Origin of the sequence: Streptomyces sp. IBSNAI002 (assembly GCF_052244475.1) — a bacterium.
Classification (GTDB): Bacteria; Actinomycetota; Actinomycetes; order Streptomycetales; family Streptomycetaceae; genus Streptomyces.
Map to the genome: position 1 here is coordinate 440068 of NZ_JBQPXG010000006.1, position 18207 is coordinate 458274.

4 protein-coding genes are annotated in these 18207 nt (G+C 74.2%); all 4 read left to right on the forward strand.

The genetic code is table 11. The annotated features are described in order from the left end of the window. Positions 1–149 precede the first annotated feature (149 nt). Genes ACTVZO_RS44865 through ACTVZO_RS44880 form a run of 4 tightly spaced genes read left to right on the forward strand, consistent with a single transcriptional unit; the run spans position 150 to position 18200 of the window. On the forward strand, positions 150–5564 hold the full coding sequence (locus ACTVZO_RS44865; RefSeq protein ID WP_443304382.1) for an acyltransferase domain-containing protein: 5415 nt from the start codon (positions 150–152) through the stop codon (positions 5562–5564). Continuing rightward, positions 5564–9004 carry a type I polyketide synthase gene (locus ACTVZO_RS44870; RefSeq protein ID WP_443304383.1) on the forward strand — a complete coding sequence of 1147 codons (3441 nt, stop codon included), beginning with the start codon at positions 5564–5566 and terminating at the stop codon, positions 9002–9004. Before ACTVZO_RS44865 ends, ACTVZO_RS44870 begins: the two co-directional genes overlap by 1 nt. Next, positions 9001–17073 (forward strand): hybrid non-ribosomal peptide synthetase/type I polyketide synthase, encoded by an 8073-nt coding sequence (locus ACTVZO_RS44875; protein WP_443304384.1) that lies wholly within the window; start codon positions 9001–9003, stop codon positions 17071–17073. The genes ACTVZO_RS44870 and ACTVZO_RS44875 overlap by 4 nt, the downstream gene beginning before the upstream one ends. Beyond that, the gene (locus ACTVZO_RS44880) at positions 17070–18200 is read left to right on the forward strand and encodes an LLM class flavin-dependent oxidoreductase (protein ID WP_443304385.1); all 1131 of its coding nucleotides are present in this window, start codon (positions 17070–17072) and stop codon (positions 18198–18200) included. Before ACTVZO_RS44875 ends, ACTVZO_RS44880 begins: the two co-directional genes overlap by 4 nt. The last annotated feature ends 7 nt before the right edge of the window (positions 18201–18207 follow it).

Below are 18207 nucleotides of genomic sequence, written 5' to 3' on the forward strand. Positions count from 1 at the left end.
CCGAAGAACGATCCATCAGCGCTCAAGTGTTTCCACGTTATGTACAAACGGAGGGGGTTCTCATGCAGATGGGCAAGGGTTCCGGGCACATCGACACATCGCACGACGACACATCCCACAGACGCACGTCCCACGGCAACACGTCCCGCATGGACACCGTCGAGGCCGTGACGCGGTGGTTGCGCGCAGAGGTCGCCGTACGGTCGGGACGCGCACCCGGCGAGGTCCGCGACGACGACCTCTTCTCGACGGTCGGCATCGACTCGATACGCGCCGTCGCCCTCATGGGCGACCTCTCGGAGCTGACCGGCACCCGGCTCTCCCCGGCGCTCATGTGGTCGCACCCCAGCATCGCGGCGCTCGCCGCCCGCGTCGTCGAAGGCGAGCCCGAGGCGCCCGCCGAGCTCCCGGACACCTTCCGGGCCGCGCCCGGCGGGGCCCGCGAGCCGATCGCCATCACCGGCATGGCGTGCCGCCTCCCGCAGGCCGACGGCGTCGAGGAGTTCTGGCAGCTGCTGCGCTCGGGCACCGACGCGGTCACCGAGGTCCCGGCCGACCGCTGGGACGCCGCCGCCTACCTCGACGCCAACCCCTCGGCCGCCGGCAAGATGGTGACCTCCCAGGCCGGCTTCCTGCGCGGCCCCGTGGACACCTTCGACCCGCTGTTCTTCGGCATATCCCCGCGCGAGGCCCAGGAGATGGACCCGCAGCAGCGGCTCTTCCTGGAGGTCGCCTGGGAGGCGCTGGAGGACGCGGGGCTCTCCGACGGCCGGCTCTCCGGCACCGCCACCGGTGTCTTCGCCGGGGCCATCTGGCACGACTACGCCGACCTCGGCGCGGCCGACCCGGCCGGCGCCTCCCTGCACTCGGCCACCGGCCGGGCCCTGAACATGGTCGCCAACCGGCTCAGTTACGTCCTCGGGCTCACCGGCCCCAGCGTCGTCCTCGACTCGGCGTGCTCCTCGTCCCTGCTCGCGGTCCACCTGGCCTGTCAGAGCATCTGGGCCGGCGAATCCGAGACCGCGGTCGCGGGCGGGGTGAACCTGCTGCTCAGCCCGGAGACGATGGTCTCGCTCAGCAAGTTCGGCGGCCTCTCCCAGGACGGCCGGTGCAAGGCCTTCGACGCCCGCGGCGACGGCTTCGGCCGCGGCGAGGGCGCGGGCGCCATCGTCCTCAAGCCGCTGTCCAGGGCGCTGGCCGACGGCGACGACATCTGGTGCACGATCCGCGGCACGGCCACCAACAACGACGGCCTGAGCAACGGCCTCACCGCCCCCAACCCGCTCGCGCAGGAAGCCGTGCTGCGCGCCGCCTGCCGCCAGGCCGGCATCTCCCCCGCCGAGGTCCAGTACGTCGAGACCCACGGCACGGGCACCGCGCTCGGCGACCCGGTCGAGGCCACCGCGCTCGGCGCGGTCTACGGCCGCGGCCGCGACGAGGACGCGCCGCTGCGCATCGGGTCGGTCAAGAGCAACATCGGCCACCTCGAGGCGGCCGCCGGCATCGCCGGCGTCGTCAAGACGGCCCTCGCGCTGCGCCACCGCCGGATCCCGCCGAGCATCCACTTCGAGACGCCCAACCCGCACATCCCCTTCGAGGACCTGCGCCTGCGCGTCACCGCGGCCGAGGAGCCGTGGCCGAACACCGGGGAGAGACCGGCCCGGGCCGGGGTGAGCGCCTTCGGCTGGGGCGGCACCAACGTGCACGTCGTCCTCGAAGCCGTCACCGCGCCCGCGCCGCTGACCCTCCTGGAGAGACCCGGCCCCGGCACCGAAGCCGACTCCGCCGGCCGCCCGCAGGTGGCCTTCATATGTTCCCCGTACGGCCAGCAGTGGGTCGGGATGGCCCGCACCATGCTCCGTACGGAACCCGTCTTCCGCTCCGTACTGGAGGACTGCGACCGCGAACTCGCCCGGCACGCCGGGTGGTCGCTGCTCGAAGAGCTGCACGCCGACGAGGCCACCGCCCGCAGCGGCGACGTCGGGGTGATGCAGCCCGTACTCTTCGCCATCCAGGTCGGCATCGCCGCCTGGCTCGAGGCCTCCGGGGTCCGCCCGGACGCCGTCGTCGGCCACAGCCTCGGGGAGATCGCCGCCGCCGTCATCGCCGGCATCCTCGACCTGCCGGACGCGGTCCGCCTCATCCACCACTACAGCGACCAGCAGCGCCGCGTCGCCGGCTCCGGCAGCGGCATGGCCGTCGTCGAACTCTCCGCCGCCGACCTCCAGCAGCGCCTCGACGACCGCGTCGGCGCCGAGGACATCTCGGTCGCCACCCAGAACGGCCCGCGCACCACCGGCCTCGCCGGGCCCCGCGCCGCACTCGAAGCCCTGGTCGCCGACCTGAAGGCCGAGGGCGTGCTCTGCGGCATGATCCGCGTCGACCTGCCGGCCCACAGCCCCGGCATCGACCCGATCACCGCCGACCTCGAAGCGGCCATCGGCACGCTCACCCCGCGGCCCGGCCGCATCCCGATGATCTCCTCCGTGACCGGCGAGCCGCTCGACTGGCGGGAGGCGGACGCCTCGTACTTCGTCCGCAACCTGCGCCGGCCGGTCCTGCTGGCCCCGGCCACCGCACACCTGCTGACCCGCGGGACCGGCGTCCTGGTCGAGATCAGCGCGAACCCGGTGCTGGCCCCGGCGCTGCGCCAGTCCGCCGAGGAGTACGGCGGGACCGCGGCCGTACTGGCCACCATGCGCCGCGAGGGCGAGGACGACCGGTCCGGGCTGGTGGAGACGCTCGCAGCCCTCGCCGGACTCGGCTTCGAGGTGCGGCTTCCGGACGAACACCCGCCCACAGCCGAGCTGTTCACCCTTTCGGCCCGCACCCCGCAGGCCCTGCGTGACCTGTCCCGCGCCGTCGCCGCCACCCTGGCGGACGATGCCGCGGACGGCACGCCGGACAGCCCCGCGGCGGACAGCCCCGCCGACGGCGGCCCGGCCACGCGCCGGCCCGCGCACCGGCTCCCGTCCCTGGCCCGCGCGGGCCTGGAGCGGGCCCACCACCCCTACCGCCTCTCCCTCGTCGCCCGCGACACCGCCGAACTCGCCGAGGCGCTGGCCGCCCACGCGGACGGCGAACGCCCGCCGCAGCTCCACGAGGGCGCGAAACCGGCCGAGTCCCGGCCGCGGATCGCCTTCGTCTTCCCCGGCCAGGGCTCGCAGTGGATCGGCATGGGCCGCGAACTGCTGCGTACGGAGCCGGCGTTCGCCGCGTCCATCCGTACGACCGACGCCGCAGCCCGGGCCTGGATCGACTGGTCGATCGAGGCCGAGCTGTGCGCCGACGAAGAGAGCTCGCAGCTGACCCGCATCGACGTCGTCCAGCCCATGCTGTTCGCCGTCGAAGTCGCGCTCGCCGCGCTGTGGCGCTCCTGGGGCATCGAGCCCGACGCCGTCATCGGGCACAGCATGGGCGAGGTCGCCGCCGCGCACGTCAGCGACGCGCTGGGCATCGAGGACGCGACCCGGATCATCTGCCGCCGCAGTCTGCTGCTGCGCCGCGCCGCCGGACAGGGCGCCATGCTCGCCTGCGAGCTGACGATGGACCAGGCCCGCGAGCTCCTCGCCGGCCAGGAGCACCTGGTGTCGGTCGGCGTGAACAACAGTCCGCGCTCCACCGTGCTGTCCGGCGACCGCGACACGCTCACCGCGATCGCGGCGCGGCTGGAGGCCGACCAGGTCTTCTGCCGCTGGGTCAAGGTGGACGTCGCCTCCCACAGCCCGCAGATGGACCCGCTGCGCGAGGACCTGCTGTCCGCACTGGACGGCATCGCCCCGCGCGCCGGAACCGTCCCCGTCTATTCGACCGTGACCGGATCGGTGGCCTCCGGCACGGAGATGGACATCCGCTACTGGGCCGACAACCTGCGCGAGCCGGTGCTCTTCGGCGACCAGGTGGCCCGCCTCGTCGAGGACGAGGTGACCGTCTTCATCGAGATGAGCCCGCACCCGATCCTGCTGCCCGCCGTGGAGCAGGTCGCCGCCGAGAGCGGTACGGGCGTGGCCGCGCTGCCCTCGCTGCGCCGCCGCGAGGAGGAGCGCGACACCCTGCTCGGCTCGCTGGGCCGGCTGCACGTCCTGGGCGCCCCGGCCCGCGTGGACCGGGTGCTGACCCCGGCCCCCGTGGCCAAGCTGCCCCACTACCGGTGGCAGCGGGAACGTTTCTGGATCGACGCCCCCGGCCCGGGCCGTGCCACAGCAGGCGCCCGGGCGCTGCGCCGCGGCCTGCTCGGCGAGCGCCTCGACTCCCCCGTCACCCCGGGCACGCACTACTGGCAGATGGACCTCGACCAGTCGGCCGCCACCGCCTCCGACCACCGGATCGGCGGCGCCGCGGTCCTGCCGGGCGCCGGATTCGCCGAGATGGCCCTGGCGATGTGCGCCCAGGTCCGGCCCGGTGAACACCCCGTACTGGAGGAGTTCGCCTTCCGCGAGCCGCTGATCCTGCCCGCACAGGGCGTGCGCCGGGTGCAGGCCGTACTGGAGGGCTCGGACGGCGAGGCCGCGCAGATCCGCTTCTTCGTCCGCGAGGACGACGGCCCGCTGTGCGTGGCCGAGACCCGGGTGCTGTTCGGCGCCGCGCAGGACCCGGCCGGGTCCTGCGATCCGGCCTCGCTCGCCGGGCCGCTGACCGAGACCCTCGAAGGACCCGCCTACTACCGGGCCCTCGCCGCCTGCGGCCTGGGCTACGGCCCCGCCTTCCAGGGCATCGGCAGTCTCGCGCGCGGCGAAGGCGCCGCCCTGGCCCGGATCATCCCCGATCCCGCGACCCTGCCCGCCGACCCCGGCTACCGGGTGCACCCCTCGCTGCTCGACTCCGCCCTGCAGTCGGCCGTGGCCCCGCTGCTCGGCGCCGCGTGGGGCGAAGGCGTCACGCAGTGCTTCGTCAGCGAGTCCATCGGCCGGCTGCGGGTGTACGGAACGCTCTCGGGCGAGCTGTGGGCGTACGCGCAGGTGGAGCCGGCCGAAGACGACCGGCACTGGCGGGCCCGCGTACGGATCCTGTCCCCCGACGGCGCCGTGCTGGCCGAGGCGCAGGAGCTGCGCGTCCTGCGGCTCGATTCCGTGCCCGTGCTGGCCGCGGGCCAGGAAGACGACGCGCAGGGCGGACCGGCGGACGGTGCGGTCGCCGCCGGGCTGGCCGGACTGCCCGTGGCGGAACGGCGGGCCGCGTTCGAGACCGCCGTACGGGAGATCACCGCGCAGGTGGTCAAGCTTCCCGCCCGCCGGATCGACCCGGACACCCCGCTGCGCTCGCTCGGCATCGACTCGCTGATGTCGCTGGAGCTCCGCAACCGCCTGGAGGCGGCCTTCGGCGTGGAGCTGTCGGCCACGCTCATCTGGAACTACCCGACCGTACGGGACATCGCGCCGTTCCTGGCCGGCAAGGCGGGCATCGCCCTGGACGGCGACGCGGCCCCGGAGCAGGCGGAGCAGGTCCCCGAAGCCGCAGCCCCCGTCCTGCCCGCGGCGGCGGACGGCGAAGCAGACCCGGAGAGCCTCGAGGCCCTCCTCGAACGTGAACTCGCGGAACTGAGCGAGCGGATGGAGACCTTCTAGTGAGCATCAGCACCGCCGCCGCGGCCGCCCCGGCCGATGACCGCTCCGGAGACCGCTCCGGGGACGCCCTGGTCAAGGCGCTGTCCGCCGTCCGCATGCTGCGGGGCCGGCTGGACGCGCTGGAACAGAAGCGCCATGAGCCCATCGCCATCGTCGGCATGGGCTGTCGACTGCCGGGTGGGGTCTCCTCACCCGGCGAGTTCTGGCAGATGATCAGCTCCGGCACCGACGCGATCACCGGTGTGCCCGGCGACCGCTGGGACGCCGACGCCTACTACGACCCCGACCCGAACGCCCCGGGCCGCACCACGATGCGCTTCGGCGGGTTCATCGACGGGGTGGACGGCTTCGACCCGTACTTCTTCGGCATCTCCCCGCGCGAGGCCGCGCGCATGGACCCCCAGCAGCGGCACTTCCTGGAGGTGGCGTGGGAGGCCCTGGAGGACGCGGGCCTGCCCCGGGAGAAGCTCCAGGGCAGTGCGACGGGCGTGTTCGTCGGCGCCAACGCCACCGACTACCTCCAGATGCAGCTGGAGGACCCGGCCGGCCTCGACACGTACACCGTCGTCGGCGGCACCAACTGCATCATCTCCAACCGGCTCTCGTACCAGCTCGACCTGCGCGGCCCGAGCATGACCGTCGACACGGCCTGTTCGTCCTCGCTGGTGGCCGTGCACCTGGCCTGCCAGTCCCTGCGCACCCAGGAGTGCTCCACGGCGGTCGCCGCCGGGATGAACCTGATCCTGTCGCCGACGATGACGGTCGCCCACTCCAAGGGCCTGCCGCTCGCCCCCGACGGCCGCTGCAAGACCTTCGACGCGAAGGCCGACGGCTACACGCGCGGCGAGGGCGTCGGTGTGCTCGTCCTGAAGCGGCTCTCGGACGCGACCCGGGACGGCGACCGGATCTGGGCCGTCATCCGCGGTTCCGCCGTCAACCAGGACGGCCTGACCAACGGCCTGACCGCGCCCAGCGGCCTGTCCCAGCGCGATGTCATCAGGGCGGCGCTGCGCTCGGCCCGGCTGGAGCCCGCGCAGGTGACCCTGCTGGAGGCGCACGGCACCGGCACCAGCCTCGGCGACCCGATCGAGGTCGAGGCGCTGCACGAGGTGTACGGGACCGCGGACGCGGGCGGCGGGAGCTGCGCGCTCGGGTCGGTGAAGACCAACATCGGGCACCTGGAGGCGGGCGCCGGCCTGGCCGGGCTGATCAAGGTGGCGCTGAGCATCCACCACCGGGCCATCGCACCCAACCTCCACCTCGACGAGGTCAACCCGCACATCGCGCTCGGCGGCGGACGGCTGCGCATCCCGACCGAGGCGGCGAGCTGGGACGAGCCGGCCGAGCGCCGCCACGGCGCCGTCAGCTCCTTCGGCGCGGGCGGCACCAACGCCCACGTGGTCCTGGGCCCGGCCCCGCAGGACGAGGCCGCACCACAGGGCGCAGCCACACCGCAGGACGGCGCCGGCGCGCAGGGCGAGGCCGCACCGCAGGCCGCGCAGGGCCCCTGGCTGCTGCCGGTCTACGCGGGCACCGCCGACGCGCTGGTCCCGATGGCCCGCGCCTGGCGCGACCACCTCCAGGACGAGGCGACGCGGCAGGAGCCGTTCTCCGCGCTGGTGCACGGCGCCACCACCCGCCGCACCCGCCACGCGCACCGGCTCGCGGTCGCCGCGCGCACGCACGCCGAGGCCGCCGAGCGGCTGGACATGTGGCTCGCGGACAAGTCCCCGGCCTCGGTGGTCACCGGCCGCACCGGCGGCGACATCAGCGACAAGGTCGTCTTCGTGTTCCCCGGCCAGGGCGCCCAGCGGGCCGGAATGGGCCGCGAACTGATGCGCACCTGCCCGGTGTTCAGGGCCGCCGTGACCGAGTGCGACGAGGCCTTCAAGCGCTGGACCGACGGCGGGTTCTCCGTCGTCGACGCGGTCATGGGCCTGGAGGACGGGGCGCCGCTGGAGCGGATCGACGTCATCCAGCCCGCCCTGTTCGCCATCGCGGCCGGACTCGCCGCCCGGGCCCGGGCCTTCGGCGTCGAGCCCGACGCGGTCGTCGGCCACAGCATGGGCGAGGTAGCCGCCGCGTACGTGGCCGGCGTGCTGAGCCTGGACGACGCGGCCCGCGTCATCTGCCGCCGCAGCTTCCTGCTGCGCCGCATCAGCGGGCAGGGCGCCATGCTGGTGGCGGGCCTGCCCTTCGACCAGGCCACCGAGTTCGTCGCGGACCACAGCGACCGGGTCTCGGTCGCGGTCAGCAACAGCCCCACCTCCACGGTGCTCTCCGGCGACCCCGGGGTGCTCGCCGAGCTCGCCAAGACCCTGGAGGCGCGCAACGTCTTCTGCCGCCACGTCAAGGTGGACGTGGCCTCGCACAGCCCCCAGGTCGACGCGCTGCGCGCGGACCTGCTGGCCGAGCTGGAGGGCATCGAACCCCGCGCGGGCCGGGTGCCGGTCCTGTCGACCGTCACCGGCGAACTGTGCGACGGCTCCGGCTTCGACGCCGAGTACTGGGCGGGCAACCTGCGCGAGCCGGTGCTCTTCTGGGACGCCGTGGGCTCGCTGATCGACGGCGACCACGGGGTGTTCGTCGAGATGAGCCCCCACCCGACGCTGCTGTCCGCCGTCGAGCAGGCCTTCGAGCACTCCGGCCGCGAAGGCCTGGCCCTGCCGTCCATGCGGCGCGACGAGCCGGACGCGCACGGCCTGCTGGAGATCCTGGGCTCCCTGCACGCGCACGGCCTGCCCGCCCGGCTGGCCGAGCTGCTCCCGGCGGCGCCCGCACGGCCCGTCCCGCTGCCCGCGTACACCTGGCAGCACGAGAGCTTCTGGTTCCGCGCGTCGGGCTCCGCCGGCCCGGTTCCGCTCGACGGCCGTACCGCGGGCGGCGCGCTGCCCGCGGCGCCGGACGCCGCCGAGGGGCGCGGGCACCTGGCCCCGCTGGTGGCGGCCGTGGCCGCGGCCGAGCCCGGCGAGGCCCGTACCGAACTGGTCCGCGCGCAGGTCGCCGCGGCGGTGGCCGGGACCCTGGAGCTGAGCACCGACCGGGTGGACCGGACGGCCGGCTTCTTCCAGATGGGCATGGACTCCACGCTCGCCCGCGACGCCCGTGTGCGGCTGGAGAGCCTGCTCGGCCGCCGCCTCCCGGCGACCGTGATGTTCGAGCACCCGTCGGTGGAGGCGCTGTCCGCGCATCTGCTGGCGCTGGCGGAGCGGGCGGCGGCCGAGGCCGGCCCGCAGGCGGCCGCGGCCCCGGCCGCCGACCCCACCTCCACCTCCGCCCCCTCCCCCACGCACTCCGAATCCCCCGCACCGCAGGCGCCTTCGGACCTTTCCGGGTCCGAGGACGACACATCCCTCGACGACCTTTCCGAAGCCGAACTCCTCGCCGTGCTGGCCGCGGAGTCCGGTTCCACGACGCCCGCAGCCGGAGCAGCCCGATGACCGACAGAGACCACGAGCGGCAGAACGTACTCGCCCAGAGCGTGCGCGAGATCCGCCGCCTGCGCACCGAGCTGGACGCCGCCGAGCGCGCCCGCAGCGAGCCGATCGCCATCGTCGGCCTGGCCTGCCGGATGCCCGGCGGCGCCGAGACGCCCGAGGAGTTCTGGGAGTTCCTGAGCTCGGGCCGCGACGGCATCCGCGAGGTGCCCGAGGACCGCTGGGACACCGCCCGGCACGGCAGCCGCCTCGGCGGTTTCCTCGACCGGGTCGACGGGTTCGACGCCCCCTTCTTCGGGATCTCGCCGCGCGAGGCCGCCACGCTGGACCCGCAGCAGCGCCTGCTGCTGGAGGTGGGCTGGGAGGCGCTGGAGCACGCGGGCATCTCGCCGGCCGGCCTGACCGGCTCCGACACCGGGGTGTACTTCGGCGTCACCACGTACGACTACGTGCAGAGCCAGATGCAGCAGATCGACCCGGCCGAGCTGGAGGCGTACAGCCTCACCAGCAACGCCTCCACCTTCGCGGCCGGCCGGTTCTCGTACTGGCTGGGCCTCCAGGGCCCCAGCCTCTCCGTCGACACCGCGTGCTCGTCCTCGCTGGTCGGCGTGCACCTGGCCTGCCAGAGCCTGCGCTCCGGCGAGAGCGGCATGGCGCTGGCGGGCGGGGTCAACGTCCTGCTGTCGCCCGAGTGGTTCGCCATCGCCGACAAGGCGAACATGCTGGCCCCCGACGGCCACTGCAAGACCTTCGACTCCCGCGCCGACGGCTACGTGCGCAGCGAGGGCTGCGGGGTCGTCGTCCTCAAGCGGCTCTCCGACGCACAGGCGGCCGGCGACCGGATCCTCGGTGTCATCCGCGGCTCCGCCGTCAACCAGGACGGCCGCAGCGCCGGCATCACCGTCCCGAACGCCGCCGCCCAGCAGGACGTGATCCGCGCGGCGCTGGCCTCCGCCCGCGTCGAACCCGCGGACATCGGCTACGTGGAGGCGCACGGCACCGGAACCCCGTTGGGCGACCCGCTGGAACTGCGCGCCCTGGACGCCGTACTGGGCGGCCGGGCGCCGGGCGAGGAGCTGGTCGTCGGCTCGGTCAAGAGCACCATCGGGCACCTGGAGCCGGCCGCCGGCATCGCCGGGCTGATCAAGGTCGTGCTCTCGTTGCAGCACGAGGAGATCCCGGCGCAGCTGGACCTGCGGGAGGTGAATCCGGAGATCGGCGTCGAGGACCTCTCGGTGACCTTCCCGCGCACCGCCGTGGCCTGGCCGCGCGGTGACAGGCCCCGGCTGGCGGGCGTCAGTTCCTTCGGCGCGAGCGGCACCAACGCCCACGTCGTCCTGGAGGAGGCGCCGGCCGGCCCCGCCCGGGAGCCGGCCGGGGCCGAGCGCACCGCCCAGCTGCTGACGCTGTCCGCCAAGAGCCCGGCCGCGCTCGCCGGCCTGGCCGCCCGGCACGCCGCGTACCTGGACGGGCCGGACGCCGCGCCGCTCGCCGATGTCTGCCACACCGCCGCCACCGGCCGCGCCCCGCTCGCGCACCGGCTGACCGCGGTCGCCGGCTCGGCCGCGGAGATGCGCGAGAAGCTGGCCGCGTACGCGCCCGGCGCGCTGCTCCCGGCGGGCGTCCGCACGGGCCACGTGCCCGCCGGCGCACAGCCGAAGGTGGCCTTCCTCTTCACCGGCCAGGGCGCGCAGTACGCGGGCATGGGCGCTGGGCTGTACGCGACCGAGCCGGTCTTCCGGGCCGCGGTCGACCGCTGCGACGCCATCGTCTCGGAGCTGACGGACCGCTCGCTGCTGTCCGTGCTGCACCCCTCGCCCGCCGAGGCCGCCCTGGTCGACGAGACCCGCTGGACCCAGCCCGCCCTGTTCGCCGTCGAGTACGCGCTGGCGGAGCTCTGGCGCTCCTGGGGCATCGAACCGGGCGCCGTGCTCGGCCACAGCATCGGCGAGATCGTCGCGGCCTGCGTGGCGGGCGTGCTGTCGCTGGAGGACGCGCTGACCCTCGCCGTGCGCCGCGGCAGCATGATGCAGGAACTGTCGGTGGAGGGCGCCATGGCGGCGGTCTTCACCACCGAGGAGCGGCTCGCCGCGGCGCTGGCGCCGTACGGGGGCGAGCTGTCGGTGGCCGCGGTCAACGGCCCCGAGTCCCTGGTCGTCTCCGGCGGCGCCAAGGCGCTGGACGTGCTGCTGGCCGCCCTGGCCGAGGACGGCATCAGGTCCAAGCGGCTCACCGTCACCCGCGGCTTCCACTCGCCGCTGATGGACCCGGTGCTGGACGGGTTCGAGGCCGCCGCGGCCGCCCTGACGTACGCGGCCCCCCGCATCCCGGTCGTCTCCAACGTCACCGGGCAGCCGCTGACCGGCCCGCAGGCCTTCTCCGCGGGCTACCTGCGCGAGCACATCCGCCGTCCCGTGGACTTCCTGCGGGGCATGACGGCCCTGCACGGGATGGGCTTCCGGGTGTTCGTGGAGACCGGCCCGCAGCCCGCGCTGTCCGGCATGGCCAAGCGGTTCGTGCCCGGTGCGGGCGACGGCGAACAGGCCCCGGTCTTCCTGCCGTCGCTGCGCAAGGGCCACGACGACGGCCGGGTGCTGCTGGACAGCCTCGGCGCCCTGTACGCGCTGGGCGCGCCGGTGGACTGGGCCGCGTACGACGCGGGCCGCGCCCGGCGGCGCGCCGCGCTGCCGACGTACCCCTTCCAGCGCACCCGGCACTGGTTCACGCCCAGCGCCCGCCCGGTACCGGCCGCGCCCGGCGCCGGCGAGGCCGCGTCCGCGCGCCTGCTGGGCGAGCGGGTGCCCTCGCCGCTGGACTCCGTCCAGTACGCGGCGGTGCTCGACACCACCGGCCACCCCTGTCTGGGCGACTGCGTGATGGACGGGCTGCCCGTCGTCAACATCGGCGTCTACCTGGAGTCGGCCCTTCAGGCCGCCCGGGCCGACGGCGGCGGCGCGGGTGCGCTGATCGAGGAGTGCCTGGTCCTGCAGAGCATGATCCTCGACGAGGACCAGCGGGCCCGCGTCCAGCTCGTCCTGGACCCGGCGCCCGGCGGCCGCACCGCGTACCGCTACTACTCCGCCCGTCGGGACGGCGCCGGCTGGCTGCTGCACTCGCAGGGCAAGCTCGCCGTGCTCCCCGCGGCCGCCCCGGCCCTCACCGACCTGGACGCGCTGCGCGCCCCGCTCGCCGAGGAGACCACCGGCGAGGAGTTCTACCGGCGGATGTGGCGCCGCAAGCTGTACCTGGGCCCCACCGCGCAGTGGATCGAGCACGTGTGGAGCGGCGAGGGCGAGGCCGTCGCGAAGATGCGAGCCCCGCGCCCGGGCGAGGCGGACGGCTACCGGTTGCACCCCGGCCAGACCGACGCGCTGTTCCAGTCCCTGTTCGCCTGCCTGCCCGAGGGCACCCCGGCGGACGCCACGTTCATGCTGGTCGGCATCGACCGGTTCGCCTTCCACGGCTTCTCGGGCGCGCAGGGCGAGACGTACTGCCGGGTTCGGCTGCTGCCGTCGCCCGACCCGCAGGGCATGCTGCTCGCCGAGGCCGCGCTGTACGACGCGCAGGGCCGCACGGTGGTCGAGGCCACCGGGGTGTGCCTGCGCCGCGCCGCGAAGGACCAGCTGCTGCGCACCGGCGCCGCCGAAGCCCCCGCCGCCAGGGCGCTGCCCGCCGCGGCCCCGCCCGTTCCGGCCGCCGACCCGCGGTCGCTGGACGCCGCGGCCGTACGGGAGCTGCTGACGGCCACGGTCGCCCGCGCACTGGGCACCTCGGCCGACCTGGTCGACCGCGACGAGCCGCTGCAGAACCTCGGCCTGGACTCGCTGATGGCCCTGGAGGTCAAGGAGGCCCTGTCGGCCGCGCTCGGGGTGTCGCTGCCGCTGGTGGCGTTCCTGGAGGGCCGCAGCGTCGGCACGCTCGGCGACCAGATCCTCCAGACCCTCGGAACCGCCGAGGATTCCCCGGCCGGCGCGGCCGGTCAGGACCCCGCGGCGCAGGCCACGACGGGCGGCGGGCGACTGCCCGAGCTGGTCCGCGACGAGGCGGCCCGCTACGAGCCGTTCCCGCTGACCGACCTCCAGCAGGCTTACCTGGTGGGCCGCTCCGCCGCCTTCGAACTCGGCAACGTCTCCACGTACTTCTTCATCGAGGTCGACCTCGACGGGGTGGACGTGGAGCGGCTGCAGGACGCCCTGCGGCTGATGATCGGCCGGCACGACATGCTGCGCGCGGTGATGACCGAGGACGGCTACCAGAAGGTGCTGCCCGAGGTCGCCCCGTACGAGATCCGCACCACCGACCTGCGCGGCCGGACGGAGCAGGAGCGCACCGCGCGCCTGGCCGAACTCCACGACGAGGTCGCCGGGCAGGTCTTCGACACGGCCGTGTGGCCGCTGTTCGACATCCGCGCCACCCGGGTCACCGAGGGCCGCACCCGTCTGCACATCGGACTCGACGCGCTGATCATCGACGCGTGGAGCACCTCGCTGCTGTTCCGCGAGTGGGCCGCCGCCTATCGCGGCGAGGCCGGCACGCTGCCCGAGGTCCCGCTGACCTACCGGGACTACGTGCTGACCGCCAAGGCCGTCGAGGAGACCGACCTGCACGCGGCCTCCCTCGCCTACTGGCGCGAGCGGCTCGACACGCTGCCGCCGGCGCCCGAACTGCCGCTGGCCGCCGACCCGGGCTCGCTGGAGGCACCCGCTTTCACCCACCGCTCCAGCCGGATCGAGGCCGAGGACTGGTCCCGGTTCAAGGCGTACGCCTCGGCGGCCGGCGTCACCCCGTCGGCCGCGCTGTGCACGGCCTACTCGCAGGTCCTGGCGTCCTGGAGCAAGTCCAGCCGCTTCACGCTGAACGTGCTCTTCTTCAACCGGCTGCCGCTGCACGAGCAGGTCGGCAGCGTGCTCGGCAACTTCAGCGCCACCACCCTGCTGGAGATCGACTCCACCGCCTCGGTCGCCTTCGGCGAGCGGGCCGGGCGCATCCAGCGCCAGCTGTGGAACGACCTGGAGCACAGCCACGTCAGCGGTGTCGCGGTGCTGCGCGAGCTCAACCGGGCCCGCGGCGGCAACGCCCGCGCCAACATGCCGGTCGTCTTCGCCAGCACCGTCAACTTCGCGGCCAAGGAGGACTCCGCGGCCTCCATGGGCCTGGCCCAGCACCTCACCGCCATCGGCGAGGGCGGCGAAGAGGTCTCCAGCTCGATCCGCACCCCGCAGGTGTGGCTCGACCACCAGGTGGTCGAGGACGCCGGGGCGCTCATCGTGAACTGGGACGTCATCGAGGAGCTCTTCCCCGCCGGGATGATCGACGCGATGTTCGCGGCGTACCTCGACGTGCTGCGCGGCCTGTGCGTCGAGGAGGACGCCTGGCGCCGCCCGGCGCCCGCCCTGGCCCCGGCCGCCGAACTCGACGTGCGCCGGTCGGTCAACGCGACGGCCGGGCCGCTGCCCGCCGGACTGCTGCACGAGCCGTTCGCCGCGCAGGCCGCCGCACACCCCGGACGGGTCGCGGTGATCGCCCCCGGCCGCGAGCTCACGTACGGCGCACTCGACGAGCACACCGACCGGCTGGGCCGCTGGCTCCTGGAGCGGGGGGCCGGGCCCGGCACGTTCGTCGGCATCGTGATGGAGAAGGGCTGGGAGCAGGTCGCCGCCACCATCGGCGTACTGAAGGCGGGCGCCACCTACGTGCCCATCGACGCCGGGGTTCCCGCCGAGCGGCTGCGGCTGCTGTGCGAGAAGTCGGGCATCCGCCTGGTCCTCACCCAGAGCCGCGCCGAGGCGGACGTCCAGTGGCCGGAGCAGACCGTACGGCTGTCCGTGGACGGCCCCGAGGCACTGGCCGTGCCGGCCGGAGCACTGCCCGCCGCGGCCGCCCGCCCGGACGACCTCGCGTACGTCATCTTCACCTCCGGCTCCACGGGCACGCCCAAGGGCGTGATGATCGAGCACACGGGCGCCCTGAACACCTGCCTCGACATCAACGAGCGGTTCGGCGTCACGCACGAGGACCGGGTCCTGGCCCTGTCCGCGCTCAACTTCGACCTGTCGGTGTACGACGTGTTCGGGATCCTCGCCGCCGGCGGCGCGATCGTGCTGCCCGCCCCGGACGCCCACCGCGAGCCCGGCCGCTGGGCCGAGCTGGTCACCGCGCACGGGGTCACCGTGTGGAACAGCGTGCCGACGCTGATGGAGATGTTCACCGAGCACGCGCTGGGCGCGGGAATGACCGGCACCCTGCCGCTGCGCACCGTGATGATGAGCGGCGACTGGATCCCGCTGACCCTCCCGGAGCGGATCGCCGCGCTCGTTCCCGAGGCGGCCGTCTGGAGCCTGGGCGGGGCGACCGAGGCGTCGATCTGGTCGATCGCGCACCACATCACCGGCGCCGCCGACCCGTCGCTGACCTCGGTCCCGTACGGGAAGCCGCTGCGCAGCCAGCAGTTCCACGTACTGAACGAGGCCATGCAGCCCAGCCCGGTGTGGGTGCCCGGCCAGCTCTACATCTCCGGCGCGGGCCTGGCCCGCGGCTACCTCGGCGACGAGGCCAAGACCCGGGCGGCGTTCCTGCGCCACCCGGCCACCGGGGAGCGGCTGTACCGCACCGGCGACCTGGGCCGGTACCTGCCGGACGGGAACATCGAGTTCCTCGGCCGGGAGGACTTCCAGGTCAAGATCCAGGGCTACCGGATCGAGCTGGGCGAGATCGAGGCCGCACTGCTGGCCTGCGACGGGGTGCGCGCCGCGGTCGCCTCGGCGGTCGGCGAACGCCAGGGAGCCAAGCGCCTGGTGGCCTACGTGGTCCTCGACGAGGACCGCACCCGCGAGGTGACGCCCGAGCTGCTCGCCAAGACCATCGGTGCGGCCCTGCCCTCGTACATGGTCCCGCAGTACATCCTGGTCCTCGACGAGCTGCCGCTGACCGCCAACGGCAAGGTCGACCGCTCCTCGCTGCCGGTGCCCGGCGCCGAGGCCGCCGACGGGGACGCGGCTCAGGGCCCCCGGGACCTGACGGAGAGCGGAATCGCCGCGATCTGGTCCGAGTTCTTCCCCACCGCCGGCTTCGGCGTGCACACCGACTTCTTCGCCCTGGGCGGCAACTCGCTGCTCGCGGTCCGGCTGATGGCCGAGATCCGGGCGCGGCTCGGCTGCTCGCTGCCGCTGTCCACCCTGTTCGCCCGGCCGACGATCGCCCTGCTCGCCACGGCGATCCGGGAGGCCGGCGGATCGGTCCGCCGCACCGCCCTCGTACCCGTCCGCACCACCGGCACCCAGACCCCGCTGTTCTTCGTCCACCCGGTCGGCGGAGACGTCCTCTGCTACGGCGAACTGGCCGGGCTGCTCGGCGAGGACCAGCCGTTCTACGCCCTCCAGGTGCCGGACGACGAGGTCCTCGAGACCGTGCCCGAACTGGCCGCGCACTACGCCGCCGCCCTCACCGCCGCGGTCCCGCAGGGCCCGTACCGGCTCGGCGGCTGGTCCATGGGCGGGGTCATCGCCCTGGAGATGGCCCAGCAGCTGACCGCGGCCGGGCACGAGGTCGAACACCTCGCGGTGATCGACCTGCTGGAGCCGCCCGGCCCGGACCCGGAGCGGGCGCGGATCGACGACGCCGTGCTGCTCTCCTGGTTCGGCCGCGACCTCGCGGGCCTCGCCGGCACCTCCTGGGAGCCGGACCCGGAACTGTTCCGTGCGGCGGACTGTCCCGAGGCGGCCTTCGGGATCCTCTACGCCAAGGCCGCCGAACTCGATGTCCTGCCCGCGGGCGTCGGCATCGAGATGTTCAGCGAGATCCACACCCGCTTCGCCCGCAACTTCCGGGCCCTCCTGTCCTACGCGCCGCAGCCCTACGCGGGAGCGACCGCGTTCCTGCGCGCCGAGGACGGTTCCACGGACGAGGCGGTCGCCGCCTGGTCCGAGCTGTTCCCCTCCGGTTTCCACTACGTCGCGCTGCCGGGCGACCACTACACGGTCATGCAGTCTCCGCGCCTGCGGCTGCTGGCCGACCAGCTCTCCCTCTGGCTCGCCGGCACGGCGGCCCGACCCCTCGAAGGAATACAGTCATGACGCTGAAGTTCGGTGCTTTCATCCCTCCCTTCCACTCGCTGGGCGAGGACCCCACCACCGCCTTCTGGCGGGACCTGGACCTGATCCACTGGCTCGACGAGCTCGGCCTCGACGAGGCCTGGGTGGGCGAGCACCACTCGGGCGGCTGGTCCACGGTCAGCTCCCCCGAGGTCTTCCTCGCCGCAGCGGCCGAGCGCACCCGCCGCATCAAGCTGGGCACCGGCGTGGTCAGCCTGCCGTACCACCACCCGCTGACCGCGGCCAACCGCATCGTGCAGCTGGACCACCAGAGCGGCGGGCGTGCCATGTTCGGCATGGGCGCCGGGGTCTCGCCCGCCGACGCCCACATGATGGGCATCTCGGCCGGCGACCAGCGCCGCATGATGGGCGAGTCCCTGGAGGCCCTGGTCCGCCTGTTCAAGGGCGACGAGCCGGTCACCATGAAGACCGACTGGTTCGAACTGCGCGACGCCATGCTGCACCTGCGCCCGTACACCAAGCCCCGGTTCGACATGGCCGTCGCCAGCGCCGGCACCGAGCGCGGCATGCGCCTGGCCGGCCGCTACGGCCTGGAGGCGCTGACCTTCGCGGGCCGCCCGGGCATGTCCGAGCCGCCGCTGGCCCAGCTGTGGGCCGCCGGCGAGGAGGAGGCCGCCAAGTACGGCCAGAGCGTGGACCGCTCCAAGTGGCGCGTGGCGATCTGCGTGCACATCGCCGAGACCCGCGAGGAGGCCCTCGACCAGGTCCGCGCCGGGATGAGCCACTGGTTCCGCGAGTACGTGCGCGACACCGTCGGCGCCTCCGCGAAGCTGCCCGAGGGCCGCGAGGCCGAGGTGGCCGTCGAGACCCACACCGCGATCATCGGCTCCGTCGAGGACGCCATCGAGGGGATCGAGCGCATGCAGCGCGAGAGCGGCGGCTTCGGCACCCTCCTGGTCAACACCCAGGACTGGGCCACCCGCGAGCAGACCAAGCGCAGCTACGAGCTGCTCGCCCGCTACGTGGCACCGCACTTCACCGGCGCCCTCGACAGCCGTCGCGCGTCCCAGAAGTGGGTCTCGGAGAACAAGGACGGCTTCGCCGCCCAGGCCCGGGAGGCCGCGGCCCAGGCCACGGCCTCCCGCTGACCCCCAC

Excerpts from the sequence above, each read along its gene's own strand:
- ACTVZO_RS44865 (WP_443304382.1), top strand. The coding sequence starts at position 150 with ATGGACACCGTCGAGGCCGTGACGCGGTGGTTGCGCGCAGAGGTCGCC.
- ACTVZO_RS44875 (WP_443304384.1), top strand. The coding sequence starts at position 9,001 with ATGACCGACAGAGACCACGAGCGGCAGAACGTACTCGCCCAGAGCGTG.
- ACTVZO_RS44880 (WP_443304385.1), top strand. The coding sequence starts at position 17,070 with ATGACGCTGAAGTTCGGTGCTTTCATCCCTCCCTTCCACTCGCTGGGC.